We start from the raw sequence: 23521 nt of genomic DNA, 5'->3' as shown, positions 1-23521 counted from the left end.
CATCGGGGCTCCAAAGGGGTGTAGCTCAATTGGCAGAGCAGCGGTCTCCAAAACCGCAGGTTGCAGGTTCAAGTCCTGTCACCCCTGCGTAAGCGAACTGGTGAAGGCGGAGGAGTGGTCGTGAGCGACAGCGACGCCAGCGGTGAGAAGGCGCAGGACGGCGCCGGGCAGAAGCCCGACGAGCAGTCCCGCCCGGTGACCGCCGCTGCCCGGCGTGAGCGCCGTGCGTCCGCGCGCCCGTCCGGTAAGGCCGACGCCAAGTCGGACGACAAGACCCGCCCCGCCGGCAAGGCGAAGGCCGGGGACAAGACCGAGAAGTCCAAGGACGCCAAAGGCACGGCGACCCCGAAGCGCGACCGCAAGCCGAAGCAGGCGTCGATCTTCGCCCGGCTCATGCGCTTCATCCGTGAGGTCTGGGCCGAGCTGCGCAAGGTCATCTGGCCGAACCGCAAGCAGATGGTCACCTACACCGCGGTGGTGCTGGTCTTCGTGGTGTTCATGGTGGCGCTGGTGAGCGGCCTCGACCTGGCCTTCAAAGAGGTCGTCGGTGCCGTCTTCGGCAGCTGAGGCAGCCGTTCGCGGTGCCTGAGGGCACCGCACGGTGGCCTGCGCCACGGCAACCGATCAACTGAGAGGACGGAACGTGACCTCCGAGAACGGCACAGCAGCCGGTCATGAGCTGACCGAGCTTTCCGACGAGCAGGTGCACGCGGCACTCGGCGACGAGCAGTCCGAGCACCTGGACTCCGTCGAGGTGCCCGCCGCAGGCGACGAGGTCGACGAAGCCGGAGATGTCGCGGAGGCCGACGAGGCGTCCGTCGAGACCGACGACACCGCCGCCGAGCCCGAGGCCGACGAGGACGTCGACCCGGTCGCCAAGCTGCGCGCGGAACTCAACGCCGCTCCCGGTGAGTGGTACGTCGTGCACTCGTACGCGGGTTACGAGAACAAGGTGAAGACCAACCTCGAGACCCGGACCCAGACGTTGGACGTCGAGGACTACATCTTCCAGATCGAGGTCCCGACCGAAGAGGTCACCGAGATCAAGAACGGCCAGCGCAAGCAGGTGCAGCGCAAGGTGCTGCCCGGCTACATCCTGGTCCGCATGGACCTGAACGACGCCTCGTGGAGCGCGGTGCGCAACACGCCGGGTGTCACCGGGTTCGTCGGCGCCACGTCGCGTCCGTCGCCGCTGACCGTGGACGAGGTGCTCAAGTTCCTCGCGCCCAAGGTCGAGACGGCCGCCCCCGCCAAGCCCGGCAAGGGTGAGGCCGCCGCCACCGAGTCGCCGCTGGGTGCCCCCGCGGTCGAGGTGGACTTCGAGGTCGGCGAGTCGGTCACCGTCATGGACGGCCCGTTCGCGACGCTGCCCGCGACGATCTCCGAGGTCAACGTGGACGGACAGAAGCTGAAGGTCCTGGTGTCGATCTTCGGCCGGGAGACCCCGGTCGAGCTGTCGTTCAACCAGGTCTCCAAGATCTGACGGCCGCCAGACGGCCGGCAGTCCCCGCGTACTGGCAGGTGTGCGGGGGACTCAAGTCAGTAAGAAGGAACAAACGAAATGCCACCCAAGAAGAAGAAGCTTGCGGCGATCATCAAGCTGCAGATCAAGGCGGGTGCGGCCAACCCCGCGCCGCCGGTCGGCCCCGCGCTGGGTCAGCACGGCGTCAACATCATGGAGTTCTGCAAGGCCTACAACGCCGCGACCGAGTCGCAGCGCGGGGACGTCGTCCCGGTCGAGATCTCCGTGTACGAAGACCGCACGTTCGACTTCAAGCTCAAGACGCCGCCGGCCGCGAAGCTGCTGCTGAAGGCCGCGGGCGTGGAGAAGGGTTCCGGCGAGCCGCACAAGACCAAGGTCGCCAAGGTCACCTGGGACCAGGTCCGCGACATCGCGAAGACCAAGGAATCCGACCTGAACGCGCACGACATCGACCAGGCCGCGAAGATCATCGCCGGCACCGCCCGCTCGATGGGCATCACGGTCGTCGACTGAGTTCCACCCAGCACCACCGTGGGAGAGCCAGTGCTGGCTCCAACACCACACTGATCCGTTGAAGAGTTAAGGACAGAAGCAATGCCCAAGCACAGCAAGGCCTACCGTCAGGCTCTTGAGCTGGTGGACCGCGAGCGGCTCTACGCCCCGCTCGAGGCCGCGAAGCTGGCCAAGGAGACCTCTTCCAAGAAGATGGACGCCACCGTTGAGGTCGCCATGCGCCTCGGTGTCGACCCTCGGAAGGCCGACCAGATGGTCCGCGGCACCGTGAACCTGCCGCACGGCACCGGTAAGACCGCCCGCGTCATTGTTTTCGCCGTTGGTGACAAGGCCGCCGAGGCCGAGGCCGCCGGCGCGGACGTGGTCGGCACCGACGAACTGATCGAGCGCATCCAGGGTGGCTGGCTCGAGTTCGACGCCGCGATCGCGACGCCGGACCAGATGGCGAAGGTCGGCCGTATCGCCCGCATCCTCGGCCCGCGTGGCCTGATGCCGAACCCGAAGACCGGCACCGTGACCCCCGCGGTCGCGAAGGCCGTCTCGGACATCAAGGGCGGTAAGATCAACTTCCGCGTGGACAAGCAGGCCAACCTGCACTTCGTCATCGGCAAGGCCTCGTTCGACACCGAGAAGCTGGTGGAGAACTACGCGGCCGCGCTGGACGAGATCCTGCGTGCCAAGCCGTCGTCGGCGAAGGGTCGCTACCTGAAGAAGGTCACGATCTCCACGACGATGGGCCCGGGTGTCCCGGTCGACCCGGCCCGCACCCGCAACCTCCTCGCCGAGGACGCGTGAGTCTGAGTTAGACATCACTGAGAAGTGGGCGGTCCCGCTACGGCGGGGCCGCCCCTTTTTCGTGTTTGCTGGAGGGCATGCCTACCTTCGCGTCGTTCGACGGGCTTCAGCTGAGCTACACCGTCTGGGAAGGCGGTGGGCGCCCGGTACTGCTGCAGCACGGTTTCGCCGCGGACACGAACGCCAACTGGATCGCACCCGGCGTCGTCGACACCCTCCAGGACGCCGGGCTGACCGTGATCAGCCTGGACGCGCGCGGCCACGGACGGTCGGCGAAACCGCACGACGAGGCGAGCTACGGCGACGACGCGATGGTTCGCGACGTTTCGGCGCTGCTGGACACGTTGAACCTCGACGAGGTGTCGATGGTCGGCTACTCGATGGGCGCGATGATCGCGCTCGGCGCGGTGGCCGCCGACCCGCGGATCCGGTGCCTCGCGATCGGCGGGGTCGGGTCGGGGATCGTCGACTTCGGCGGCGTCGACACCCGCGTCGTCACGCCGGAGGCGATCAGTGAGGCGCTGCTCGCTTCGGACCCTTCGACGCTTCCGCCGTCTTCGGCGCCCTTCCGGGCGCTGGCCGACGCGTTGCGGGCGGACCGGATCGCGCTGGCGGCCGTCGCCCGCGGCACGGCGAATCCGAAACTGGACCTGACGGCGATCGCGGTGCCGACCCTGATCCTCGCCGGGGACACCGACCCGCTGGCCGCGGAACCCGAACGCCTGGCCGCCGCCATCGCCGGCGCCCGCCTCGTCCGCGTCCCCGGCGATCACATGGCCGCCGTCATGCACCCCGCCTTCGGCTCCGCCCTTACCGGCTTCCTGACCGCGCACGACCTCTGACGCGCGACCTGCGTTTCGCGGGCTAATCGCGACCTGGCGTGCGGACCTGCGTTTCGCGGGCTAAACGCGATCCGCGGACGACCTGCGTTTAGCCCCCTAATCGCGATCCGGGGGTGAAGACGTGCAGGTCAGTTGCCGGTGGGCGGGGCAGGGCAGGGGGCTGGAGAGTTCGCGTGCCCGGTGATCAGCCACTGGCCCATCTCGACTTCCTGCAGGGTGAAGCTGCCCAGCAGAGGGCCACCGCGGATGTTGTACCAGCACGAGTGGATCGTCAGGTTCTGCCGCGGGACCACACTCGACATCGGGCGAACCGCGTAGATGTACGGAGTGATGTCGGTGACCTTGGCGTTCAGCGCCGGGACGGCGGTCGCACAGTCCGGGTAGCCGAGGTCGCGGGCGAACTGGGCCTGCGCCTGTTCGCTCATCGACAGGCAGACCTTTTCGACGCGGGTGGCGGGCGGGTACGGCTTGCCGATCGTGTCGTAGATGGCCCGCACGGCTTCCCACGGGTTGGTCGAGAGCACCTGGTTGGTGCGGTGCTTGCCGCCGCCACCCTGGACGAACGTCGCCGTGTCTTCCCCGGCGTCGCTGGGGAAGATCTGCCGGTAGGCGATGGTCGCGCCGATGCAGATCAGCAAGATCACGATGATCCAGGCGAGGAGCTTCCCGCCCAGGCGCCGCAGCCAACGCGGCATGCGGGGGCGAGGGGCAGGCACGAGCTCGCCGGGCGGCGGTCCCGGGGGCGCCGGCGGCTGTCCTCCGTAGTACTGGGTCGCGGGCTGCGTGGTCTGTGCCGGCACGAGGCCCTGCTGCTGCGCCTCGGTGAACTTCAGATAGTCCTGGAACTGCTGAAACTGCTGGAACTGGCGCAGTTGCTCCTCATCCAGCCGGGGCGCGGGCTGACCTCCCGCCTTGGGCTCGATGTCCGTGCCGGGCTCGTTGCCCGGCTTTCCGTCATCACGCTGCTCCGCCACGTCACCATGATGCCCCGCGAGACCCCCGGCGCACTCCGCCGGTCGCGTTTAGCCCGCTAAACGCGATCTGACAGGGGGTCCGTGCGGAGGGCGAAACAGGGTCACGTACCCTTGTCAAGGTTCTACCGAAGACCGCTGGTCTTCTCCTGGTCATACGGCCTGGAGAACGAAGGCCCCGCTAGGGTGGGCGACCCGCGCAGGAGGAACGAGGCTCGCCCACGACGCACGTCGTCGTGTGCCCTGACGCCCCGCGCCTGTCTGCGCTGGGGCGTTTCGTCGTTTCAGGGCTCTCAAGGCCAGTGGACCACTAGCCAAGAGAGGAGGCGACCATGGCGAAGCCCGACAAGGAGGCGGCCGTCGCCGAGATCGCGGAGAGCTTCCGCAGCAGCTCGGCCACAGTCGTTACCCAGTACACCGGCCTCTCCGTGTCCCAGCTGTCCCAGCTGCGCCGCGCTCTCGGCACCAATGCCAAGTACCGGGTCGCGAAGAACACCCTCGTCAAGCGTGCCGCCACGGACGCCGGCATCGAGGGTCTCGAGGACCTGTTCGTCGGCCCGACCGCGATCGCCTTCGTCGAAGGTGAGCCGGTTGACGCCGCGAAGGCGCTTCGCGATTTCGCGAAGGACAACAACGCGCTTGTGATCAAGGGCGGCTACATGGACGGCAAGTCGCTGTCCGTGGACGAGATCTCCAAGATCGCCGATCTCGACAGCCGTGAGGTCCTGCTCGCCAAGGCGGCGGGCGCGTTCAAGGCGAAGCTGTCCCAGGCCGCCGCGCTGTTCCAGGCGCCGGCGTCCCAGGTCGCCCGCCTGGCTGCCGCGCTGGAGGAGAAGCAGCGCAACGCCGGTACCGAAGCAGCCGAAGCACCCGCCGAGAGCTGAACACCCCCACCCCCGAACTTTTAGTTCGTTTCAGAGAGGAAAGCCACCATGGCGAAGCTGAGCACCGCCGAGCTGATCGACGCCTTCAAGGAGCTCACCCTTCTTGAGCTGTCCGAGTTCGTGAAGGAATTCGAGGAGACCTTCGACGTCACCGCCGCCGCCCCGGCCGCCGTCGTCGCCGCGGCCCCGGCCGCCGGTGGCGCTGCCGCCGACGCGGGTGCCGAGCAGGACGAGTTCGACGTCGTCCTCGAGTCCGCCGGTGACAAGAAGATCCAGGTCATCAAGGTCGTCCGTGAGGTCGTCTCGGGTCTGGGCCTGAAGGAGGCCAAGGAGCTGGTCGAGGCCGCTCCCAAGGCCCTCCTGGAGAAGGTCGACAAGGAGGCCGCCGAGGCCGCCAAGGAGAAGCTCGAGGCCGCGGGCGCCAAGATCGCCATCAAGTGATCTCGGGCGCGTCAGCGCCTACCGCAGCACCGTCGAAGGGGCGGGCATCCACACGGGTGCCCGCCCCTTCGCTGTCTCCAGACCTCGGACCCGACCTGCGTTTAGCCCCCTAATCGCGACGCGTAGCAAGGCTAAGCATTCGGGCGCGTCCAGGGCGCCGGATCGCGTTTAGCCCGCGAAACGCGATCCGGTGCGGGAGGAGGGCGGCGTGGGGGCTGACCTGCGTTTAGCGGGCTAAACGCGATCCGGCCTGGGGCGGGGCTGGTCGTGGATCTGCGCACGGGAGTGACGTGCACTACGGTGCTGCAAGCGGTGCACGGGCAGGCGGCGGGCTGCGCGAAAAGTTACCCGCGGGTCTGGCCAGAAAAGAAAACTGGTGAGTAACCTGTTCGCACTCAGCTCGTTGCACCTGGTTGACGCGGGTATCGCTGCGCGAACGCATGCGTCCTCTCGGGCCAGTGGCACGGGAAGGCAGTGCGCGACGACGCGGAACAGCTCCTGGAGGTGCGATGGGTGCCGAGGTGGTCATCGAAGGTCTTTCCAAGTCCTTCGGTAAGCAGGCCATCTGGCGGGACGTCACGCTGACCCTGCCTCCGGGCGAGGTCTCGGCGATGCTCGGTCCGTCCGGAACCGGTAAGTCCGTCTTCTTGAAGTCGATGATCGGTCTGCTCAAGCCGGACCGCGGCCGGTGCATGATCAACGGCGTCGACATCGTGACGTGCTCCGAACACCAGCTCTACGAGGTGCGCAAGCTCTTCGGCGTCCTTTTCCAGGATGGCGCCCTCTTCGGCTCGATGAACCTCTACGACAACGTGGCCTTCCCGCTGCGGGAGCACACGAAGAAGTCGGAGACCGAGGTCCGCCGGATCGTGCTCGAGAAGCTCGAGATGACCGGTCTCAACGGCGCCGACAAGAAGCTGCCCGGCGAGATCTCCGGCGGTATGCGCAAACGCGCCGGTCTCGCCCGCGCCCTCGTGCTGGACCCCCAGATCATCCTGGTCGACGAGCCGGACTCCGGTCTCGACCCGGTCCGCACCACCTACATCTCCCAGCTCTTCCTCGACGTCAACGCGCAGATCGACGCGACGTTCCTGATCGTCACGCACAACATCAACCTCGCCCGCACCGTCCCGGACAACCTGGGCATGCTCTTCCGCAAGGAACTGGTCATGTTCGGCCCGCGCGAGGTGCTGCTGACCAGCGAGGAGCCGGTCGTCAAGCAGTTCCTCAACGGCAAGATGGACGGCCCCATCGGCATGAGCGAGGAGAAGGACTCGGCCCAGCTCGCCGCGGAGCGCGCGATGTTCGAGGCCGGTCACCACGCGGGCGGGGTCGAGGACGTCAGCGGGGTGCCGCCGCAGATGCAGCCGACGCCCGGCGTGCCGACCCGGATGGGCGCGGTCCGCCGCAAGGACCGCGTCATGCAGATCCTGCACGGCCTGCCGCCCGAGGCGCAGCAGAGCATCATCGAGTCGCTTTCCCCGGAGGAGCAGCAGCGCTACGGCGTCCGCCCGCAGCGCCTCGCGACCGCCGGTCACCGGTCGGTGCCCGCCGAGAGCTCGATCCCGAACCACCACCAGGGCCAGCTGCCCGACGACCAGGTCGCCCACATCCCGCACCCCGGGAGAGCGGGCAACCACCGCTTGCGGCCACAAGATCCGGGGTCAGGTGGCGCGTGAGCTCTTCCGCTTCATCGGCGAAGATTCCCGGGATCGGCATGTTGCGCGAGACCGGGAACCTGTTCGCTCTCGGCCTCGACATCGTTCGTGGCATTTTCCAGCGCCCGTTCCAGCTGCGGGAGTTCATCCAGCAGGCCTGGTTCATCGCGAGCGTCACGATCCTGCCGACGGCGCTCGTCGCGATCCCGTTCGGCGCGGTCATCTCGCTGCAGTTCGGTTCACTCGCCCGCCAGCTCGGCGCCCAGTCCTACACGGGCGCCGGGTCGGTGCTCGCCACCGTGCAGCAGGCCAGCCCGCTGGTCACGGCGCTCCTGGTCGCGGGCGCCGGCGGTAGCGCGGTCTGCGCGGACATCGGCGCGCGGACCATCCGCGAGGAGATCGACGCCATGGAGGTGCTCGGCGTCTCCGCGGTGCAGCGGCTGATCGTGCCGCGGGTGCTCGCGATGATGCTGGTGGCGCTCCTGCTGAACGGCATGGTCAGCGTCATCGGCGTGCTCGGCGGGTACTTCTTCAACGTCGTCCTCCAGGGCGGGACGCCGGGCGCGTACCTGGCGAGCTTCTCCGCGCTGGCCCAGCTGCCGGACCTCTGGGTCGGCGAGCTGAAGGCGCTGATCTTCGGCTTCATCGCCGCGGTCGTCGCCTCCTACCGGGGACTGAACCCGTCCGGCGGCCCGAAGGGCGTCGGCGACGCGGTGAACCAGTCGGTCGTCATCACGTTCCTCATGCTGTTCGTGGTGAACTTCGTGATCACGCTGATCTACCTGCAGATCGTGCCCGGAAAGCTGGACTGACGCATGACCTTCCTGACACGCGCCAAGGGGGTTGCCAACCGTCCTTTGCAGACTCTGGACAACCTCGGTGACCAGATGTCGTTCTACGGCCGCGCGTTGCTGTGGACGCCGAGGACGCTTCGCCGCTACATGAAAGAAGTCCTGCGGCTGCTCGCCGAAGTGAGCTTCGGTTCCGGCTCGCTCGCCGTCATCGGCGGCACGGTCGGCGTGATGGTCGGCCTGACCCTGTTCACCGGTGTCCTCGTCGGTCTCCAGGGCTACTCGGCGCTGAACTCGATCGGCACCTCGGCGTTCACCGGCTTCCTGACCGCGTTCTTCAACACCCGCGAGATCGCCCCGCTGGTCGCCGGCCTCGCGCTTTCGGCGACCGTCGGCGCGGGCTTCACCGCCCAGCTGGGCGCCATGCGGATCTCGGAGGAGATCGACGCGCTCGAGGTCATGGGCGTGCCGAGCCTGCCGTACCTGGTGACCACCCGGATCATCGCCGGTTTCGTCGCGGTCATCCCGCTGTACGTCATCGGCCTGCTGAGTTCGTATCTCGCGTCGCGGTTGGTCGTTATCTACATCTACAACCAGTCAGCGGGTACCTACGACCATTATTTCGACCTGTTCCTACCACCACAGGATGTGTTGTATTCGTTCATCAAGGTGCTGTTGTTCAGCGTCTTGATCATCCTGTCCCATTGCTATTTCGGATACCGGGCCTCCGGTGGCCCCGCCGGTGTCGGCGTGGCCGTCGGTAAAGCGGTCCGGCTGAGCATCGTCACGGTGTCCATCATGAACTTCTTCATCGGTTTCGCGATCTGGGGAACCGACGTCACGGTGAGGATCGCAGGATGATCGCGACAATCCGGCGCAGGCTGCTGGGCCTGCTTCTGGTCGCCGTGCTCATCGGCGGGGTGGCGCTGAGCATCGCGCTGTACCAAAAGGCGTTCACGCCCGTCGTCAGCGTGAAGCTCCAGTCGGGCAACATCGGGAACCAGCTGCTGAAGCAGTCCGATGTGAAGGTCCGCGGGCTCATCGTCGGCTCGGTCAAGGAGATCACCGCGACCCCGGACGGTGCCGAGCTCACGCTCGCCCTGAATCCGGAGTCGGCGAAACTGATCCCCCAGAACGTTTCGGCGCGATTCCTGCCGAAGACGTTGTTCGGTGAGCGGTTCGTTTCCCTCGAGATCCCGGACGCACCGTCGGAGAAGGCGATCGCGGAAGGCGACGTGATCACCCAGGACCGCACGTCCGGTGCGGTCGAGCTGGAGCAGGCCTTCGCCCATCTGATGCCGGTCTTGCAGGCCGTCCAGCCGCAGAAGCTGTCGAGCACGCTTTCGGCGATCTCCACCGCCCTCAACGGCCGCGGTGACCAGCTCGGCGACACCCTCGCGCAGCTCGGCACCTACGTCGGTGAACTGAACCCGCACGAGCCGAAGCTCCAGCAGAACCTCAAAGAGCTCGCGAAGTTCTCGGACAACCTCGACGCCGTCGCCCCGGACCTGGTGCAGACCTTGGACAACCTGAGCACCACCACCCGCACCGTGGTGGACCAGAAGATGAACCTGGCGAACCTCTACGGCAGCGTCACCCAGGCTTCGGTCGATCTGCAGACGTTCCTCCAGAACAACGCCGACAACCTGATCCGGCTCGCCGACACGGCCCGCCCGACGGCGGAGCTGTTGGCGAAGTACGCGCCGTCGTACCCCTGCGTGATCGGGCAGATGGCGGACAACCTGCCGAAGATCGACAAGGCGCTCGGCAAGGGCACCGACCGGCCCGGTCTGCACGCGACCATCGAGGTCACCGTCAACCGCGGACCGTACCTGCCCGGCAAGGACGAGCCGCGGTTCGAGGACAAACGCGGACCGCGCTGCTACGACCTGAAGCAGTTCCCGGACCCGTTCCCGCAGTACCCGCCGGACGGCCCGATCAAGGACGGCAGCACGGTCAAGCCGCCGGCACGCTCGGCGAACGACGGCCTCTCGCCTTCGAACGGCTTCGCGAACGTCGGCGGTTACAACGGCGGGGGAGCGCCCGGCGGGAGCCCGTCCTACAGCGCGTCCGAATCGGACTTCCTCGCGCAGCTGGTCGCCCCGCAGGTCGGCATGTCCGCCTCGGACGTGCCCGGCTGGGGCTCGCTGCTCGTCGGTCCGCTCTACCGGGGAGCGGAGGTGCACGTCCAGTGAGGGGATTGCTCGCTCCGCTGATCAAGCTCTGCGCCTTCATCGTGGTCACCGTGCTGTTCACGACCATCCTCGGGATCAGCATCGCCAACGTGAACACCACCAGCACCAACGCCTACAAGGCACGGTTCAGCGACGCCACCCTGCTGCTGCCCAACGACGACGTCCGCATCGCCGGGGTCCGGGTCGGGCAGGTCAAGGACGTCCGCATCGTCGACCGGCGCCAGGCCGAGGTCGAGTTCGAGGTGGACGCCGGTCGCAAGCTGCCCGCCGGGGTCACCGCGCAGATCAAGTTCCGGAACCTGGTCGGCCAGCGCTACGTCTCGCTCGGGCAGGGCACCGATTCCTCCGGCAAGACCCTGGAGCCGGGCGGGAACATCCCGCTGGAGCGCACCACGCCCGCGCTCGACCTGACGCAGCTGTTCAATGGGTTCAAGCCGCTGTTCACCGCGCTCAACCCGGACGACATCAACAAGCTGTCCTACGAGGTCATCCAGGTCCTGCAGGGCGAGGGCGGCACGGTCGAAAGCCTGTTGAAGCACACCGCGTCGCTGGCCACCACGATCTCCGACAAGGACAAGGTGATCGGCGAGGTCATCGACAACCTGAACTCGGTGCTCACCACGGTCAACGCGCACACGCCGCAGCTGAACGACCTGATCGTCAGGCTGCAGCAGCTGGTCTCCGGGCTGGCGGCGGACCGCGAGCCGATCGGCGACGCCATCGACTCGCTCGGCACCCTGGCCAAGACGACCTCCGGTCTGCTCGGCGAGGCCCGCGAGCCGCTCAAGCAGGACATCGCCGCGCTCGGCACGCTGTCGAAGAACCTCAACGACAACCAGCCGCTCGTCGAGCATTTCATCCAGTTCCTGCCGCAGAAGGTGACGGCGCTGACCCGCACCGCCGACTATGGCTCCTGGTTCAACTTCTTCGCCTGTGAGATGACGGGAGCCGTCGCCCTGCCTCCGCTGATCAACGAGCCGATCAACCTGCCGCTGCTGCCGGTGAACCGGGCGAGGTGCACGGCATGAAGTCGTTCCAGAAACGCAATCCGATCCCGATCGCGCTGGTCGGCATCTCGGTGCTGCTGCTCGGTTTCATCGCCGCGCTCAACTCCGACGACCTGCCGGTCATCGGCGGCGGCACGACGTACTCCGCCGATTTCAGCGAGGCATCGGGCCTGCAGGAGGACAACGACGTCCGGGTCGCCGGCGTGAAGGTCGGCAAGGTCTCCGAGATCAAGCTCGACGGCGACAAGGTCCGGATCTCGTTCAAGGTCAAGGACGCCTGGCTGGGCGACAAGACCAGCGCGGCGATCAAGATCAAGACCGTGCTCGGCCAGAAGTACCTGGCGCTCGACCCGCAGGGGCAGCGCACGCTCGACCCGAGCGCGACGATCCCGCGTGAGCGCACGATGTCGCCGTTCGACGTCCTCGACGCCTTCCGCGGTCTCTCGCAGACCGTCGACGACATCGACACGACTCAGCTGGCGAAGAGCTTCGACGTCATCACCGAGACCTTCGCGGACACCCCGGCCGACGTGAAGGGCGCGCTGACCGGCCTTTCCCGCCTCTCGGACACCATCGCCAAACGAGACTCGCAGCTGGCGAGCCTGCTCGCGAACACGCGACAGGTCTCGCAGACGCTCGTCGACCGTGACGCCGAGTTCCAGAAGCTGCTGGCCGACGGCAACAAGCTGCTCGGCGAGGTGGCCAAGCGCAAGGAGGCGATCTCCGCGCTGCTGGACGGCTCGCGCAACCTCGCCACCCAGCTCAAGGGCCTGGTCGACGACAACGACGCGCAGCTCGACCCGGTGCTCACCCAGCTCGACCAGCTGACCTCGATGCTGCAGCGCAACCAGGACGCCCTCGGCCAGGGCATCGCGCGGTTCGCGCCGTTCATCCGGGTGTTCACGAACACGATCGGCAACGGCCGCTGGTTCGACAACTACATCTGCGGACTGGTCCTGCCGTCGTTCGGCCCGATCAACGACAAGGGGTGCTACGAGAAATGAGTACCCGTCTCGGAGCCGGCCTCGCGCGTGGCTTCACCATCGCGATCGTGCTCGCGCTGGTCGTCGCCGGTGCGCTGTGGTGGACGCTCAAGGACGCGGGCCGCAACCACGTGACCGCGTACTTCGCGGGCACCGTCGGCCTCTACGAAGGCAACAGTGTCCGCATGCTCGGCGTGGACATGGGCACGGTCACCAAGATCCAGCCGATGGGCAACCAGGTCCGCGTCGAACTCGAATACGACCGTTCGGTGGCGGTGCCCGCGGACGCGAAGGCGATCATCGTGTCGCCGTCGCTGGTCAGCGACCGCTACGTGCAGCTCGCCCCGGCCTACATGGGCGGCCCGCGGATCGCCGACGGCGCCGTCATCGGGCTCGACCGCACCGAGGTGCCGCTGGAGGTCGACGAGCTCGCCGCCAGCCTGTCCCGGGTCAGCAAGTCGCTCGGGCCCAACGGTGCCAACAAGAACGGTTCGCTGTCGAACCTGCTCGACACCGCCGCGAAGAACTTCGACGGCAACGGGCAGGCGCTGCACGACACGATCACGAAACTCGGCCAGGCCGCGGGCACGTTGTCGGGCAACAAGGACGATCTGTTCAAGACAGTCGAGAACCTCGGCTCCTTCTCGCAGACGCTGGTGAACAGCGACAAGCAGGTCCGCGACTTCGAACGGCAGCTCGCCGACGTGAGCGGATTCCTCGCGGGGGAGCGGGAGAACCTCTCGGCGACGGTGAAGCAGCTGTCGGACACGCTCACCGCGGTGCAGGCGTTCATCGAGAAGAACCGCGACCGGCTCAAGTCCAATGTGGACAAGCTGGCCAGCGTGACCAAGGTGCTCGTCGACCAGCGCGGCGCGCTCGCCGAGATCCTCGACGTCGCCCCGGTCGGCCTCGGGAACCTGGTCAACACCTACAACGCCTCGTCGGGCACGCTCGACGCGCGGGCCAACCTCAACGAGCTCACCCAGCCGCCGCTGGTGATGGTGTGCAACCTGCTCAAACAGACCCCGGACGCGCTCGACGCGCTGGGCGACGCGTGCAAGGGCGTCGCCGGGCTGGTCGACGGGCTGGTGCCGTTGCCGTCCATCGCGCAGGTGATCCAGTCGTCGCAGGCGGGCCAGCTGCCGCCGCTGCCGCTCCCGATCGCGGGGCAGCTCTACGGAACGGCGGCCAAGTGATGAGGAAGTCTTTGGTTCTGGCGGCCGTCGGCACGGTCACGGCGTTGACGTTGAGCGGCTGCGGCTTCAGCGGGATCTACGACGTCCCGCTGCCCGGTGGTGCCGAACTCGGTGACCACCCGTACACGGTCAAGGTGCAGTTCCGCGACGTGCTCGACCTGACCCCGCAGGCCGGGGTGAAGGTCAACGAGGTCGCCATCGGCCGCGTCGAAGCGATCGGCCTGACCCAGGACGGCTGGAACGCCGAAGTCACCCTCCGGGTCAACGGCGACGTGAAGCTGCCGGCGAACGCGCTCGCCAACGTCAAGCAGTCGAGCCTCCTCGGCGAGAAGTACGTCGAGCTGGCCGCCCCTCCCGACGGACAGGGCAAGCTCGCCGACAACGCGGTGATCCCGCTGGCCCGCACGAACCGCAGCGTCGAGGTCGAAGAACTGCTCGGCGCGCTTTCGCTGCTGCTCAACGGTGGCGGGGTGGAACAGCTCAACACCATCACCAAGGAGCTCAACAACGCCACCACCGGCCGCTCGCCGGAGCTCAAGGCGCTGCTGAACAACACCAACGAGCTGGTCACGAACCTCGACAAGCAGTCCGCGAACATCACGCGGGCGCTCGACGGGCTGAATCGGCTCTCGCTCACGCTGAACGGCCAGAAGGACAAGCTGGTCGGCGCGGTCGACAACCTCGGCCCCGGTCTCGGCGTGCTGGAGCAGCAGCGTGGCCAGCTGGTGACCATGCTGAACGCGCTCAACCGCCTTTCCGGTGTCGCCGTCGACACGGTGAACAAGAGCAAGGAAGACCTCGTCGCCGACCTCAAGGCACTGCAGCCGACGCTGCAGAAGCTCGGCGAGGCGGGTGCGGATCTGCCGAAGGCGCTGGAGATCCTGTTGACCTTCCCGTTCAGTGACGCCGCCTACGACGGCGTCAAGGGCGACTACTTCAACCTGTTCGCGAAGATCGACCTGAACCTGAACGAGATCCTCAAGAACCTCGGCCGCAGCCGGGAGAACCCGCTCAAGGACGTCGTGCCGGTGCCGGGTCTGACCGGCGGGACCGAGGGGCCGGGGGAGAATCCGCCGCTGCCGATCCCGGACAGCGTCGGCGGTGTCGCCGGTAGCCAGGCCGGCGCGCCGCAGGGCGGCGGGCAGCCGCGACAGACCGGACCCGCCGGTATCTTCGGCGTGCTTTCGGGAGGTGCCGGCTGATGCTGGTCCGTAGGACGAAGATCCAGCTGGTCGCGTTCGCGATCATCTCCGTGGTCGCCATCGTGTACGCGCTGATCCGGTTCGCCGGGCTCGGCCAGGTCTTCGGCGACGAGGGCTACACGGTGAAGTTGCAGCTCAAGCAGTCCGGCGGCATCTTCACCAACGCCGAGGTCACGTACCGCGGCTTCAACATCGGGCGGGTCGGCGAGCTGCGCCTGACCAAGACCGGGCTGGAAGCCGACCTCAACATCTCGCCGGACGCCCCGCAGGTGCCCGCCGATCTCGACGCCGTCGTCGCGAACCGGTCGGCGGTCGGCGAACAGTTCGTCGACCTGAAGCCCAAGAGCGACAAGGGACCGTTCCTGAACGCGGGTTCGGTCATCCCGGCCGACAAGGTCAAGACGCCCGTGCCGACCGAACAGCTCATCGGCGACCTCGACAGCCTCGCCGCCTCGGTGCCGACCGACTCGCTGCGCAAGGTCGTCGACGAGTCGTACAACGCCTTCAACGGCACCGGCCCCGACCTGCAGCGGCTGCTCGACACCGCGCGGAGCTTCACCACCACCGCGCAGGAGTACCTGCCGCAGACGATCCAGCTGCTGGAAAAGGGCGGGCAGGTCCTCGAAACACAGAACGAGATGTCGAGCTCCATGAAGTCGTTCAGCGCGGACCTCAACAAGCTTTCGGGCACGCTGAAGAACTCCGACGCCGACATCCGGAAGCTGATCGGGATCACCCCGCAGGTGGCGAACCAGATCAGCTCGGTGCTCGCCGAATCCGGACCGGGGCTCGGTGCGCTGACGGCGAACCTGCTCACGACGTCGAACCTGCTGGTGACCCGGCTCGACGGGCTCGAACAGGGCCTGGTGACGTACCCGATGCTGGCCGCCGGCGCCAACACCGTCGCCAACGACGGCACCGCGCATCTGGGGCTCGCGCTCAACCTGTTCAACCCGCCGTCGTGCACCAAGGGCTACATGGGCCTGGACAAGTACCGCGAAGGCACCGACACGACGCCTCGCGCGCCGAAGGACGACGCGTACTGCGCCGAGCCGAAGGGCAGCCCGATCAACGTGCGTGGTGCGCAGAACGCGCCGTACAACGGGGTCCCGCAGATCCCGTCGGAAGGCGACGTCGCGGCGAACGCCGGCCGCTCGGCCGAGGAACTGGCCAGCCTGCGCGCGGCGCAGGGCATGCCGAGCGTCCTGCAGAGCCCCGGGGTCAGCCTGCCCACCCTCGGCACGCTGCTGGGCCTGCCCGGCTGAGCCCGAGACCGTATACCTACTCTGGAGTGTCATGAGTTCTTCTCGATCGCGGACCCTGGTGCTGGGGGCGGCGGCGTTCGCGCTGGCCGCCTTCCTCGCCGCGGCGATCTTCGGTGTCATGTGGGCCGTGGCCGCGTCGGACGACAACGCCGACCTGGCGCGCTCGCGGGACGAGGTGGTCAAGGCGGGCGGCACCGCGATCAAGGCGTACACCGAGGTCGACTTCGAGAACCTCGACGAGTTCTTCAACAGGCAGAAGGCCGTCTCCGACGAGAAGATGAGCCAGCAGCTGGCCCAGCTGGAGCCGACCTACCGCAAGGCGCTCGGTGACGCGAAGACCAAGGTCGTGACCACCATCCAGGACATCGCGGTCGAGGAACTCGACGACCACGAGGGCAAGGCGAGCTTCCTCGCCGCCATCTCCACGCAGGTCACCCAGGGCGACAAGGCGAGCTCGAAGGCGTTGCGCCTGGAGGTCTCGATGACCCGGGTCGGCGATGAGTGGAAGCTGTCCGGGATCGACAACGTGCCCCTCGTCGCGGCCGGTCAGTAAGAGCGTCACCTAGAACGGAGCCACGTAGTGCCCCCCTCCCGTCGCCAGCCCCCTCGCAGCACTCCGCCGGTGCGCCGCCCCCGGGTGGCCGGCCTGCGACGGCCCGGTGCGTCTCCTGCTCCCGCTCCCGATGCCCCTGTCTCGGAGGTCGAGGTCGAGGAGACGCCGGTGGCGAAGCCGGCGCCGGTCCGTCGTCCGTCGCCGCGGCCCGCTCCGGTTCCTGAGCCGGAGCCTGAGGTCGTCGAGTCTGCGGAGGACACTGAGGTCGCTGAAGAGCCCGACGCTCCCGAAGTCGCGAAGCCGAGCCCGCGCGCGAAGACCCGCGCGGTCGCCGAGGAGAAGCCGGACGACCTCGAAGAGGCCGAAGCCGAGGTCGACGAGTCGTCGAAGGACGAGAAGAAGCCGGGCTCGAAGCAGCTGATCTTGGCGGGCGCGCTGGTGGTCGTCGGGCTGCTGCTGGCCGCGACCGCGGTGCTCTTCAAGATCCAGGCCGACGAGGTGTCCGGCTCGACGAACAACACGGCGTTGCTGGACGTCGCGAAGACCGCGCAGGTCAAGGACCAGGTCGCGAAGGCGACCGAGGCGCTGTTCTCGTACGACTACAACAACATCGCGAAGACCGAGACCGCGGCGGCGGATCTGCTGGTCAACGACGACGTGCGGGCGAAGTACAACCTGCTGATGGGCGAGGTCAAGCGGCTGGCCCCGCAGCAGAAGATGGTCGTGACCTGCAAGGTCACCCGGAGCGCCGTCATCCGGCTGGAAGGCGACCGGGCCGACGTGATGGTGTTCGTCGACCAGAGCTCGACGCGGGCCGACACGAACAAGACCACCGCCGGGAGCGCGCAGCTGCACTTGAACGCGGAGCTGCAGGGCGACAAGTGGAAGATCACGGCGATGAACACCTACGCCGCTCCGCCGAACCCCACCGCCTCCTCGGCCCCCGCTTCGCCCCCGGCCTCCCCGGCCCCCTCGAAGTGACCCACCCCGGATCGCGTTTAGCCCGCTAAACGCGATCCGGCACTGCGGCCTGGCCTTCATTACCTACCGACGCGGCCTGGCGCGACCCCAACTGGCTTCGAGATGAGGGATCCGGACGCTCCCCGTCGCAGCACCCCGTGCCCCCAATGTGGCATCGGAGACGCTCGGTGTCCCCAATGCCACATTGGGGACACCGAGCCCCTTGCCCACGGCCGCCGCGCGAAACCGGCCTCGACTACCGACACACACCGGTGGGTAAACAAAGACGATCCCTCAAGGAGGCCTTCACGGCTTCCGGCTGCCCACCCCCGCTGACCTGCGTTTAGCGGGCTAATCGTCACGCGTCGCCGCGCTGACCAGGGCTTCGGGCGCCGCCCGACCGGAGCTTGAAGCTCGCCGTACGCGCCTTCTTGGCCATCTTCCGGTCCGGATGGCTCGCGCCGACGACGTTCAGGAGTTCGAGCCGGTCCGGATGGCCGGAGGACGTCAGCAGTTCCACGACGTCGAAGCCGTCGTCCATGTCGGCGAGCTGATGGACGAACGCGCCGAGCGCGTGCATCGCCGCGTAATGGTCGGCCATCCCGAGGACGACCTCGTCGCGAGTGATCGTTTCCCGGTCGACCGCGCCACGTTCGGACAACCACATCGCGGCGGCCGCGCCGGCCAGACCGCCTTCGGCTCGGACTCCCGTCGCGGTCTCGAGGCCGATCTCGCCGGTTTCCCCGAGCGCGATCAAGGCGAACAGTCGTTCTTCGGGAAGCCGTGCGGTACGGAGGAACTCACTCGCCTCCGCTGCCGCGTCGGAAGGCGGCCGGTGCCGCACCCAGGCCTTCAGTTCCGCGTCGATGATCCCCGGCCCGGACTCGGCGAGGCGTGGGCTCAGCTCGCCGAGACTCTTCTCCGCCGCCTCACCGATGACCGGTGCGTCCATTCCGGCCTCGCGGAGCGCCCTGTTGATCGCCCAGACGGCGATCGGGGTGAGGCTGAGGACGTACGGGGAGGGATCGGGTTTTCCGGCGATCTCGGCGATCAGCGCGAGCCCGGCCGGGTCCGCGGTGCCCTTCTCGATCGCGCCGAGCCGTTCCAGCAGATCCAGCGCGACGCTGGTCGCGTACCGCGTCGATTCGTCCGGCGCCTGCGCGAGCTCGATGGCTTCGTAAAGGAGCTCGACCGGCACAGCGACCGGACCCGACCGGTAGAGCGTGAGTGTGATCGTCGTGACCAGTCCGAGGGGCAGAGGCTCGGCCTCGCCGATCGTCGAATACAGCCGCTCCCAGAGCCGGAGAGCGTCATCGACGAGCGTCGCGTTCTCCTCGACGGGGACGTGCTTGCCGTCGACGGCGTGGACCAGCCCGGACACCTCCGCCCACCGAGGGATCAGTGGATCGCCGGCGTCCGACCCGGCGACGTAGCCTCGGACCTCGCCGAGGAGGGGGCTCCGCTCCGCGGCCTGCCGCAGCTCGGCCTCCGGCCGCAAGAGGACCGGGCGCATCTCGGTACTGACGTCCTTCTCCCACGTTTCGCGCACGCCCCCAGTCTGGCAGCGCCCGCCCGATGCGCGTCGCGTTTAGCCCGCTAAACGCAGGTGCGTCGCCATGCCTGTGCGCCGCACCAGGCGGCCCATCTGCTACAACGGTCACATCGGACAAGTCGGTCCGGGGCGTCCCGCCGGTCGCCGGGCCCGACCCGGTGACCGTTCGGGAAGCCCCGGCGGCCGGATCGCGTTTAGCCCGCTAAACGCAGGTCGGCGCGCCGGCGCCGTCACCTGCGGGTACCGGGCGGTAACCAGGATGATCGTCCTGTGAAGCGCCGGGCGCGGGGCTACTTCCACGCTGCGCCAACCGGCGGGACCACCGCGCGGCATCTTGACTCAGAGCCCCTGTGGGGTCACGCTTACTGGCAACGGTGAGAACCGGCGGTGCCCTTGCGGGAGGGACGGCCCGGGGAGGCCGAGGAGAGGCATACCTGAAGACGTTGCGATGCAGGCTGGGCCCCATCGGGAGCGCCCCCTGGACAGACCGCGACGTTCGGGCTAGACTGCTTCTTTGCGCTGCCCTCTTTCAGGCTGCCCGGAGCCGGTAGTTAGGATAGTGGGCACACGGCACCCTTGACAGACCGCATCAGCTGTTGCTGACGCGGCTGCTCACCGCTCATTGTCCCCGGAAGGACGCATCTTGGCAGTCTCTCCCGCGAACCAGGCCACTGCTGCGACCACCTCGGCTGTATCTCGCTCGGAGTCCACGGGAATCCCGGGAGCCCCCAAGCGGGTCTCCTTCGCAAAGATTCGCGAGCCGCTCAGCACCCCGAACCTGCTCGACGTGCAGATCAGGTCCTTTGAATGGTTCACCGGCGACGAGGCGTGGTTCGAACGCCGCGTCGAAGAAGGTGAAGAAAACCCGGTCGGCGGCCTGGAAGAGGTCCTCAACGAGATCTCGCCGATCGAAGACTTCTCCGGATCCATGTCGCTGTCCTTCTCCGACCCGCGCTTCGACGAGGTCAAGGCCTCCGTCGAGGAGTGCAAGGACAAGGACATGACGTACGCGGCCCCGCTGTTCGTGACCGCCGAGTTCGTGAACAACAACACCGGCGAGATCAAGAGCCAGACGGTCTTCATGGGTGACTTCCCGGTGATGACCGACAAGGGCACCTTCGTCATCAACGGCACCGAGCGTGTCGTCGTGTCCCAGCTGGTCCGTTCGCCGGGTGTGTACTTCGACACCAGCGTCGACAAGACCACCGACAAGGACGTCTTCAACGTCCGCGTCATCCCGAGCCGGGGTGCCTGGCTGGAGTTCGACGTCGACAAGCGCGACACCGTCGGCGTCCGCATCGACCGCAAGCGCCGCCAGCCGGTCACCGTGCTGCTGAAGGCGCTCGGCTGGACCACCGAGGCGATCCGCGAGCGTTTCTCCTTCTCCGAGACGCTGCTCGCCACCCTCGAGAAGGACCACACCGCCGGCACCGACGAGGCGCTGCTCGACATCTACCGCAAGCTGCGCCCGGGCGAACCGCCGACCAAGGAGAGCGCGCAGACGCTGCTGGAGAACCTGTTCTTCAAGCCGAAGCGCTACGACCTGGCCAAGGTCGGCCGGTACAAGCTGAACAAGAAGCTCGGCCTGACCACGCCGTACGACACCGGGACGCTGACCGAAGAGGACATCGTCTCGACGATCGAGTACCTGGTCCGCCTGCACGCGGGCGAGGACAAGGCGACCGTCGGCGACCAGGTCATCCCGGTCGAGACCGACGACATCGACCACTTCGGCAACCGTCGTCTCCGCACCGTCGGCGAGCTCATCCAGAACCAGATCCGCGTGGGTCTGTCCCGGATGGAGCGCGTCGTCCGCGAGCGGATGACCACCCAGGACGTCGAGGCGATCACGCCGCAGACCCTGATCAACATCCGTCCCGTCGTGGCGGCGATCAAGGAGTTCTTCGGTACTTCGCAGCTGTCGCAGTTCATGGACCAGAACAACCCGCTGTCGGGGCTGACGCACAAGCGTCGTCTGTCCGCCCTCGGCCCGGGTGGTCTGTCGCGTGAGCGCGCCGGCATGGAGGTCCGAGACGTCCACCCGTCGCACTACGGCCGCATGTGCCCGATCGAGACGCCGGAAGGCCCGAACATCGGCCTGATCGGCTCGCTCTGCTCGTACGCGCGGGTCAACCCGTTCGGTTTCATCGAGACCCCGTACCGCAAGGTCGTCGAGGGTCGCGTCACCGACCAGGTCGACTACCTCACCGCGGACGAGGAAGACCGCTACGTGAAGGCGCAGGCGAACGCGCCGATCTCGGAAGACGGCACCTTCGTCGAAGATCGCGTCCTGGTCCGTAAGAAGGGCGGCGAGGTCGAGCTGATCGACCCGCTGGACGTGGACTACATGGACGTCTCGCCGCGGCAGATGGTCTCGGTCGCGACGGCGATGATCCCGTTCCTCGAGCACGACGACGCGAACCGCGCGCTCATGGGCGCGAACATGCAGCGTCAGGCCGTTCCGCTGCTGCGCAACTCGGCCCCGCTGGTCGGCACCGGCGTGGAGCTGCGTGCCGCGGTGGACGCCGGTGACGTGCTCGTCGCCGAGCAGGCCGGTGTGGTCGAGGAGCTCTCGGCCGACCTGATCACGATCATGCACGACGACGGCACGCGGAAGAGCTACGGACTGTACAAGTTCCGTCGCTCGAACCACGGCACCTGCTTCAACCACCGCCCGATCGTCAACGAGGGCGACCGGGTCGAGCAGGGTCAGGTCATCGCCGACGGCCCGTCCACCGAGAACGGTGAGATGGCGCTCGGCAAGAACCTGCTCGTCGCGGTCATGCCGTGGGAGGGCCACAACTACGAGGACGCGATCATCCTCTCCGAGCGCCTGGTGCAGGACGACGTGCTCACGTCGATCCACATCGAGGAGCACGAGATCGACGCCCGCGACACCAAGCTGGGCGCCGAGGAGATCACCCGGGACATCCCGAACGTCTCCGAGGAGGTCCTCGCCGACCTCGACGAGCGCGGCATCATCCGCATCGGTGCCGAGGTCCGCGACGGCGACATCCTGGTCGGCAAGGTCACGCCCAAGGGTGAGACCGAGCTGACCCCGGAGGAGCGCCTGCTCCGCGCGATCTTCGGCGAGAAGGCCCGCGAGGTCCGCGACACCTCGCTGAAGGTGCCGCACGGTGAGACCGGCAAGGTCATCGGCATCCGCGTGTTCTCGCGCGAGGACGACGACGAGCTGCCCCCGGGCGTCAACGAACTGGTCCGCGTCTACGTGGCCCAGAAGCGGAAGATCCAGCCGGGCGACAAGCTCGCCGGCCGCCACGGGAACAAGGGCGTCATCGGCAAGATCCTCCCCGCCGAGGACATGCCGTTCATGGAGGACGGCACGCCCGTCGACATCATCCTGAACACCCACGGTGTCCCGCGTCGTATGAACATCGGCCAGGTCCTGGAGCTTCACCTGGGCTGGCTGGCGTCGCAGGGGTGGAAGATCGAGGGCAACCCGGAGTGGGCGAAGAACCTCAACGAGGAGCTCTACGACGTCGACCCCGGCACGAACACCGCGACCCCGGTGTTCGACGGCGCCAAGGAAGAGGAGCTCACCGGGCTGCTCGGCGCGACCAAGCCGAACCGCGACGGCGAGCGCATGGTCAAGCAGAACGGCAAGGCCACGCTGCTGGACGGCCGCTCCGGCGAGCCGTACCCGTACCCGGTCTCCGTCGGCTACATGTACATCCTGAAGCTGCACCACCTGGTCGACGACAAGATCCACGCCCGGTCCACCGGTCCGTACTCGATGATCACGCAGCAGCCGCTGGGTGGTAAGGCGCAGTTCGGTGGCCAGCGGTTCGGCGAGATGGAGTGCTGGGCGATGCAGGCGTACGGCGCCGCATACACCCTGCAGGAGCTCCTGACGATCAAGTCGGACGACGTGGTCGGCCGCGTCAAGGTGTACGAGGCCATCGTCAAGGGGGAGAACATCCCCGAGCCGGGTATCCCCGAGTCGTTCAAGGTGCTCCTGAAGGAGCTCCAGTCGCTCTGCCTCAACGTCGAGGTGCTGTCCAGCGACGGCGCCGCGATCGAGATGCGCGACTCCGACGACGAGGACCTCGAGCGTGCCGCGGCCAACCTCGGCATCAACCTGTCCCGCAACGAGTCGCCCTCGGTGGACGACGTCGTGCACTGACCCGCGATGAGGCGGGAGCCTGCCTCCCGTGGGCTCCCGCCTCCGCTCGCCAACTCCTCTAGTCGCATCAACCCCAAGGGGATGTA

Annotated in this window: 21 protein-coding genes and 1 tRNA gene; 20 read left to right on the top strand and 2 right to left on the bottom strand. The window is 67.5% G+C overall.

The features are described 5' to 3' along the window. The first annotated feature begins 14 nt into the window (after positions 1-14). From AVR91_RS24625 to AVR91_RS24600, 6 genes are all read left to right on the top strand, one after another. Positions 15-87 (top strand) — tRNA-Trp (locus AVR91_RS24625). Between the two features lie 27 nt (positions 88-114). Next, positions 115-567: a preprotein translocase subunit SecE gene (gene secE / locus AVR91_RS24620; RefSeq protein WP_007031001.1), complete on the top strand. Its 453-nt coding sequence runs from the start codon at positions 115-117 to the stop codon at positions 565-567. Positions 568-643: 76 nt separating this feature from the next. Further along, entirely contained in the window at positions 644-1483 is an 840-nt protein-coding gene (gene nusG / locus AVR91_RS24615; RefSeq protein WP_063274315.1) for a transcription termination/antitermination protein NusG, read from the top strand. 78 nt (positions 1484-1561) lie between these two features. After that, entirely contained in the window at positions 1562-1996 is a 435-nt protein-coding gene (gene rplK, locus AVR91_RS24610; RefSeq protein ID WP_005152062.1) for a 50S ribosomal protein L11, read from the top strand. An 81-nt stretch (positions 1997-2077) separates the two neighbouring features. Then, positions 2078-2791 (top strand): 50S ribosomal protein L1, encoded by a 714-nt coding sequence (gene rplA, locus AVR91_RS24605; RefSeq protein ID WP_063274316.1) that lies wholly within the window; start codon positions 2078-2080, stop codon positions 2789-2791. 77 nt (positions 2792-2868) lie between these two features. Beyond that, positions 2869-3633, top strand: coding sequence for an alpha/beta fold hydrolase (locus AVR91_RS24600; protein ID WP_063274317.1), 765 nt, complete (start codon positions 2869-2871; stop codon positions 3631-3633). Positions 3634-3761: 128 nt separating this feature from the next. On the opposite strand, the gene AVR91_RS24595 is transcribed toward AVR91_RS24600, so the two are convergent. Then, on the bottom strand, positions 3762-4607 hold the full coding sequence (locus tag AVR91_RS24595) for a hypothetical protein (RefSeq protein ID WP_063274318.1): 846 nt from the start codon (positions 4605-4607) through the stop codon (positions 3762-3764). 329 nt (positions 4608-4936) lie between these two features. Here AVR91_RS24595 and rplJ point away from each other — a divergent pair, with 329 nt between their 5' ends. From rplJ to AVR91_RS24530, 13 genes are all read left to right on the top strand, one after another. Beyond that, complete coding sequence (rplJ, locus tag AVR91_RS24590) at positions 4937-5488, top strand: 50S ribosomal protein L10 (protein ID WP_016331060.1); 552 nt, start codon at positions 4937-4939, stop codon at positions 5486-5488. Between the two features lie 48 nt (positions 5489-5536). Then, positions 5537-5929, top strand: coding sequence for a 50S ribosomal protein L7/L12 (rplL, locus tag AVR91_RS24585; RefSeq protein WP_016331061.1), 393 nt, complete (start codon positions 5537-5539; stop codon positions 5927-5929). A gap of 509 nt (positions 5930-6438) precedes the next feature. Then, entirely contained in the window at positions 6439-7608 is a 1170-nt protein-coding gene (locus tag AVR91_RS24580; RefSeq protein WP_016331062.1) for an ABC transporter ATP-binding protein, read from the top strand. 38 nt (positions 7609-7646) lie between these two features. Continuing rightward, positions 7647-8399, top strand: coding sequence for an MlaE family ABC transporter permease (locus AVR91_RS24575; RefSeq protein ID WP_020633292.1), 753 nt, complete (start codon positions 7647-7649; stop codon positions 8397-8399). 3 nt (positions 8400-8402) lie between these two features. Further along, positions 8403-9239, top strand: coding sequence for an MlaE family ABC transporter permease (locus AVR91_RS24570; protein WP_063274319.1), 837 nt, complete (start codon positions 8403-8405; stop codon positions 9237-9239). Further along, the gene (locus AVR91_RS24565) at positions 9236-10573 is read left to right on the top strand and encodes an MCE family protein (RefSeq protein WP_083737721.1); all 1338 of its coding nucleotides are present in this window, start codon (positions 9236-9238) and stop codon (positions 10571-10573) included. Before AVR91_RS24570 ends, AVR91_RS24565 begins: the two co-directional genes overlap by 4 nt. Then, the gene (locus AVR91_RS24560; RefSeq protein WP_063274320.1) at positions 10570-11601 is read left to right on the top strand and encodes an MCE family protein; all 1032 of its coding nucleotides are present in this window, start codon (positions 10570-10572) and stop codon (positions 11599-11601) included. The genes AVR91_RS24565 and AVR91_RS24560 overlap by 4 nt, the downstream gene beginning before the upstream one ends. Next, entirely contained in the window at positions 11598-12584 is a 987-nt protein-coding gene (locus AVR91_RS24555; RefSeq protein WP_063274338.1) for an MCE family protein, read from the top strand. Before AVR91_RS24560 ends, AVR91_RS24555 begins: the two co-directional genes overlap by 4 nt. Beyond that, positions 12581-13759 carry an MCE family protein gene (locus AVR91_RS24550; protein ID WP_063274321.1) on the top strand — a complete coding sequence of 393 codons (1179 nt, stop codon included), beginning with the start codon at positions 12581-12583 and terminating at the stop codon, positions 13757-13759. Before AVR91_RS24555 ends, AVR91_RS24550 begins: the two co-directional genes overlap by 4 nt. Beyond that, positions 13759-14961: an MCE family protein gene (locus tag AVR91_RS24545; protein WP_063274322.1), complete on the top strand. Its 1203-nt coding sequence runs from the start codon at positions 13759-13761 to the stop codon at positions 14959-14961. The genes AVR91_RS24550 and AVR91_RS24545 overlap by 1 nt, the downstream gene beginning before the upstream one ends. Then, on the top strand, positions 14961-16226 hold the full coding sequence (locus tag AVR91_RS24540) for an MCE family protein (RefSeq protein ID WP_063274323.1): 1266 nt from the start codon (positions 14961-14963) through the stop codon (positions 16224-16226). Before AVR91_RS24545 ends, AVR91_RS24540 begins: the two co-directional genes overlap by 1 nt. 31 nt (positions 16227-16257) lie before the next feature. Continuing rightward, a complete protein-coding gene (locus AVR91_RS24535) occupies positions 16258-16779 on the top strand; it encodes a hypothetical protein (RefSeq protein ID WP_063274324.1) in 522 nt (173 codons plus the stop codon). 84 nt (positions 16780-16863) lie between these two features. Then, positions 16864-17760 carry a hypothetical protein gene (locus AVR91_RS24530; protein ID WP_063274325.1) on the top strand — a complete coding sequence of 299 codons (897 nt, stop codon included), beginning with the start codon at positions 16864-16866 and terminating at the stop codon, positions 17758-17760. Between the two features lie 337 nt (positions 17761-18097). Here the strand turns inward: AVR91_RS24530 and AVR91_RS24525 are convergent, their stop codons facing one another. Next, positions 18098-19288: a hypothetical protein gene (locus tag AVR91_RS24525; RefSeq protein WP_228709323.1), complete on the bottom strand. Its 1191-nt coding sequence runs from the start codon at positions 19286-19288 to the stop codon at positions 18098-18100. A gap of 646 nt (positions 19289-19934) precedes the next feature. Between AVR91_RS24525 and rpoB the strand changes: the two genes are divergently transcribed. After that, positions 19935-23435, top strand: a complete 3501-nt coding sequence (rpoB, locus tag AVR91_RS24520) for a DNA-directed RNA polymerase subunit beta (protein ID WP_063274326.1) — start codon at positions 19935-19937, stop codon at positions 23433-23435. Positions 23436-23521 lie beyond the last annotated feature (86 nt).

Source organism: Amycolatopsis keratiniphila subsp. keratiniphila (genome assembly GCF_001620365.2).
Lineage (GTDB): Bacteria > Actinomycetota > Actinomycetes > Mycobacteriales > Pseudonocardiaceae > Amycolatopsis > Amycolatopsis keratiniphila.
This window is presented reverse-complemented; position numbering and strand designations above follow the sequence as displayed.

Coding starts and splice junctions, on each gene's coding strand:
- rplK (WP_005152062.1), top strand. CDS start 1,562: ATGCCACCCAAGAAGAAGAAGCTTGCGGCGATCATCAAGCTGCAGATC.
- rplL (WP_016331061.1), top strand. CDS start 5,537: ATGGCGAAGCTGAGCACCGCCGAGCTGATCGACGCCTTCAAGGAGCTC.
- AVR91_RS24550 (WP_063274321.1), top strand. CDS start 12,581: ATGAGTACCCGTCTCGGAGCCGGCCTCGCGCGTGGCTTCACCATCGCG.
- AVR91_RS24565 (WP_083737721.1), top strand. CDS start 9,236: ATGATCGCGACAATCCGGCGCAGGCTGCTGGGCCTGCTTCTGGTCGCC.
- AVR91_RS24575 (WP_020633292.1), top strand. CDS start 7,647: ATGTTGCGCGAGACCGGGAACCTGTTCGCTCTCGGCCTCGACATCGTT.
- rplJ (WP_016331060.1), top strand. CDS start 4,937: ATGGCGAAGCCCGACAAGGAGGCGGCCGTCGCCGAGATCGCGGAGAGC.
- AVR91_RS24555 (WP_063274338.1), top strand. CDS start 11,598: ATGAAGTCGTTCCAGAAACGCAATCCGATCCCGATCGCGCTGGTCGGC.
- AVR91_RS24540 (WP_063274323.1), top strand. CDS start 14,961: ATGCTGGTCCGTAGGACGAAGATCCAGCTGGTCGCGTTCGCGATCATC.
- AVR91_RS24570 (WP_063274319.1), top strand. CDS start 8,403: ATGACCTTCCTGACACGCGCCAAGGGGGTTGCCAACCGTCCTTTGCAG.
- AVR91_RS24580 (WP_016331062.1), top strand. CDS start 6,439: ATGGGTGCCGAGGTGGTCATCGAAGGTCTTTCCAAGTCCTTCGGTAAG.
- rplA (WP_063274316.1), top strand. CDS start 2,078: ATGCCCAAGCACAGCAAGGCCTACCGTCAGGCTCTTGAGCTGGTGGAC.
- AVR91_RS24535 (WP_063274324.1), top strand. CDS start 16,258: ATGAGTTCTTCTCGATCGCGGACCCTGGTGCTGGGGGCGGCGGCGTTC.
- AVR91_RS24600 (WP_063274317.1), top strand. CDS start 2,869: ATGCCTACCTTCGCGTCGTTCGACGGGCTTCAGCTGAGCTACACCGTC.
- AVR91_RS24545 (WP_063274322.1), top strand. CDS start 13,759: ATGAGGAAGTCTTTGGTTCTGGCGGCCGTCGGCACGGTCACGGCGTTG.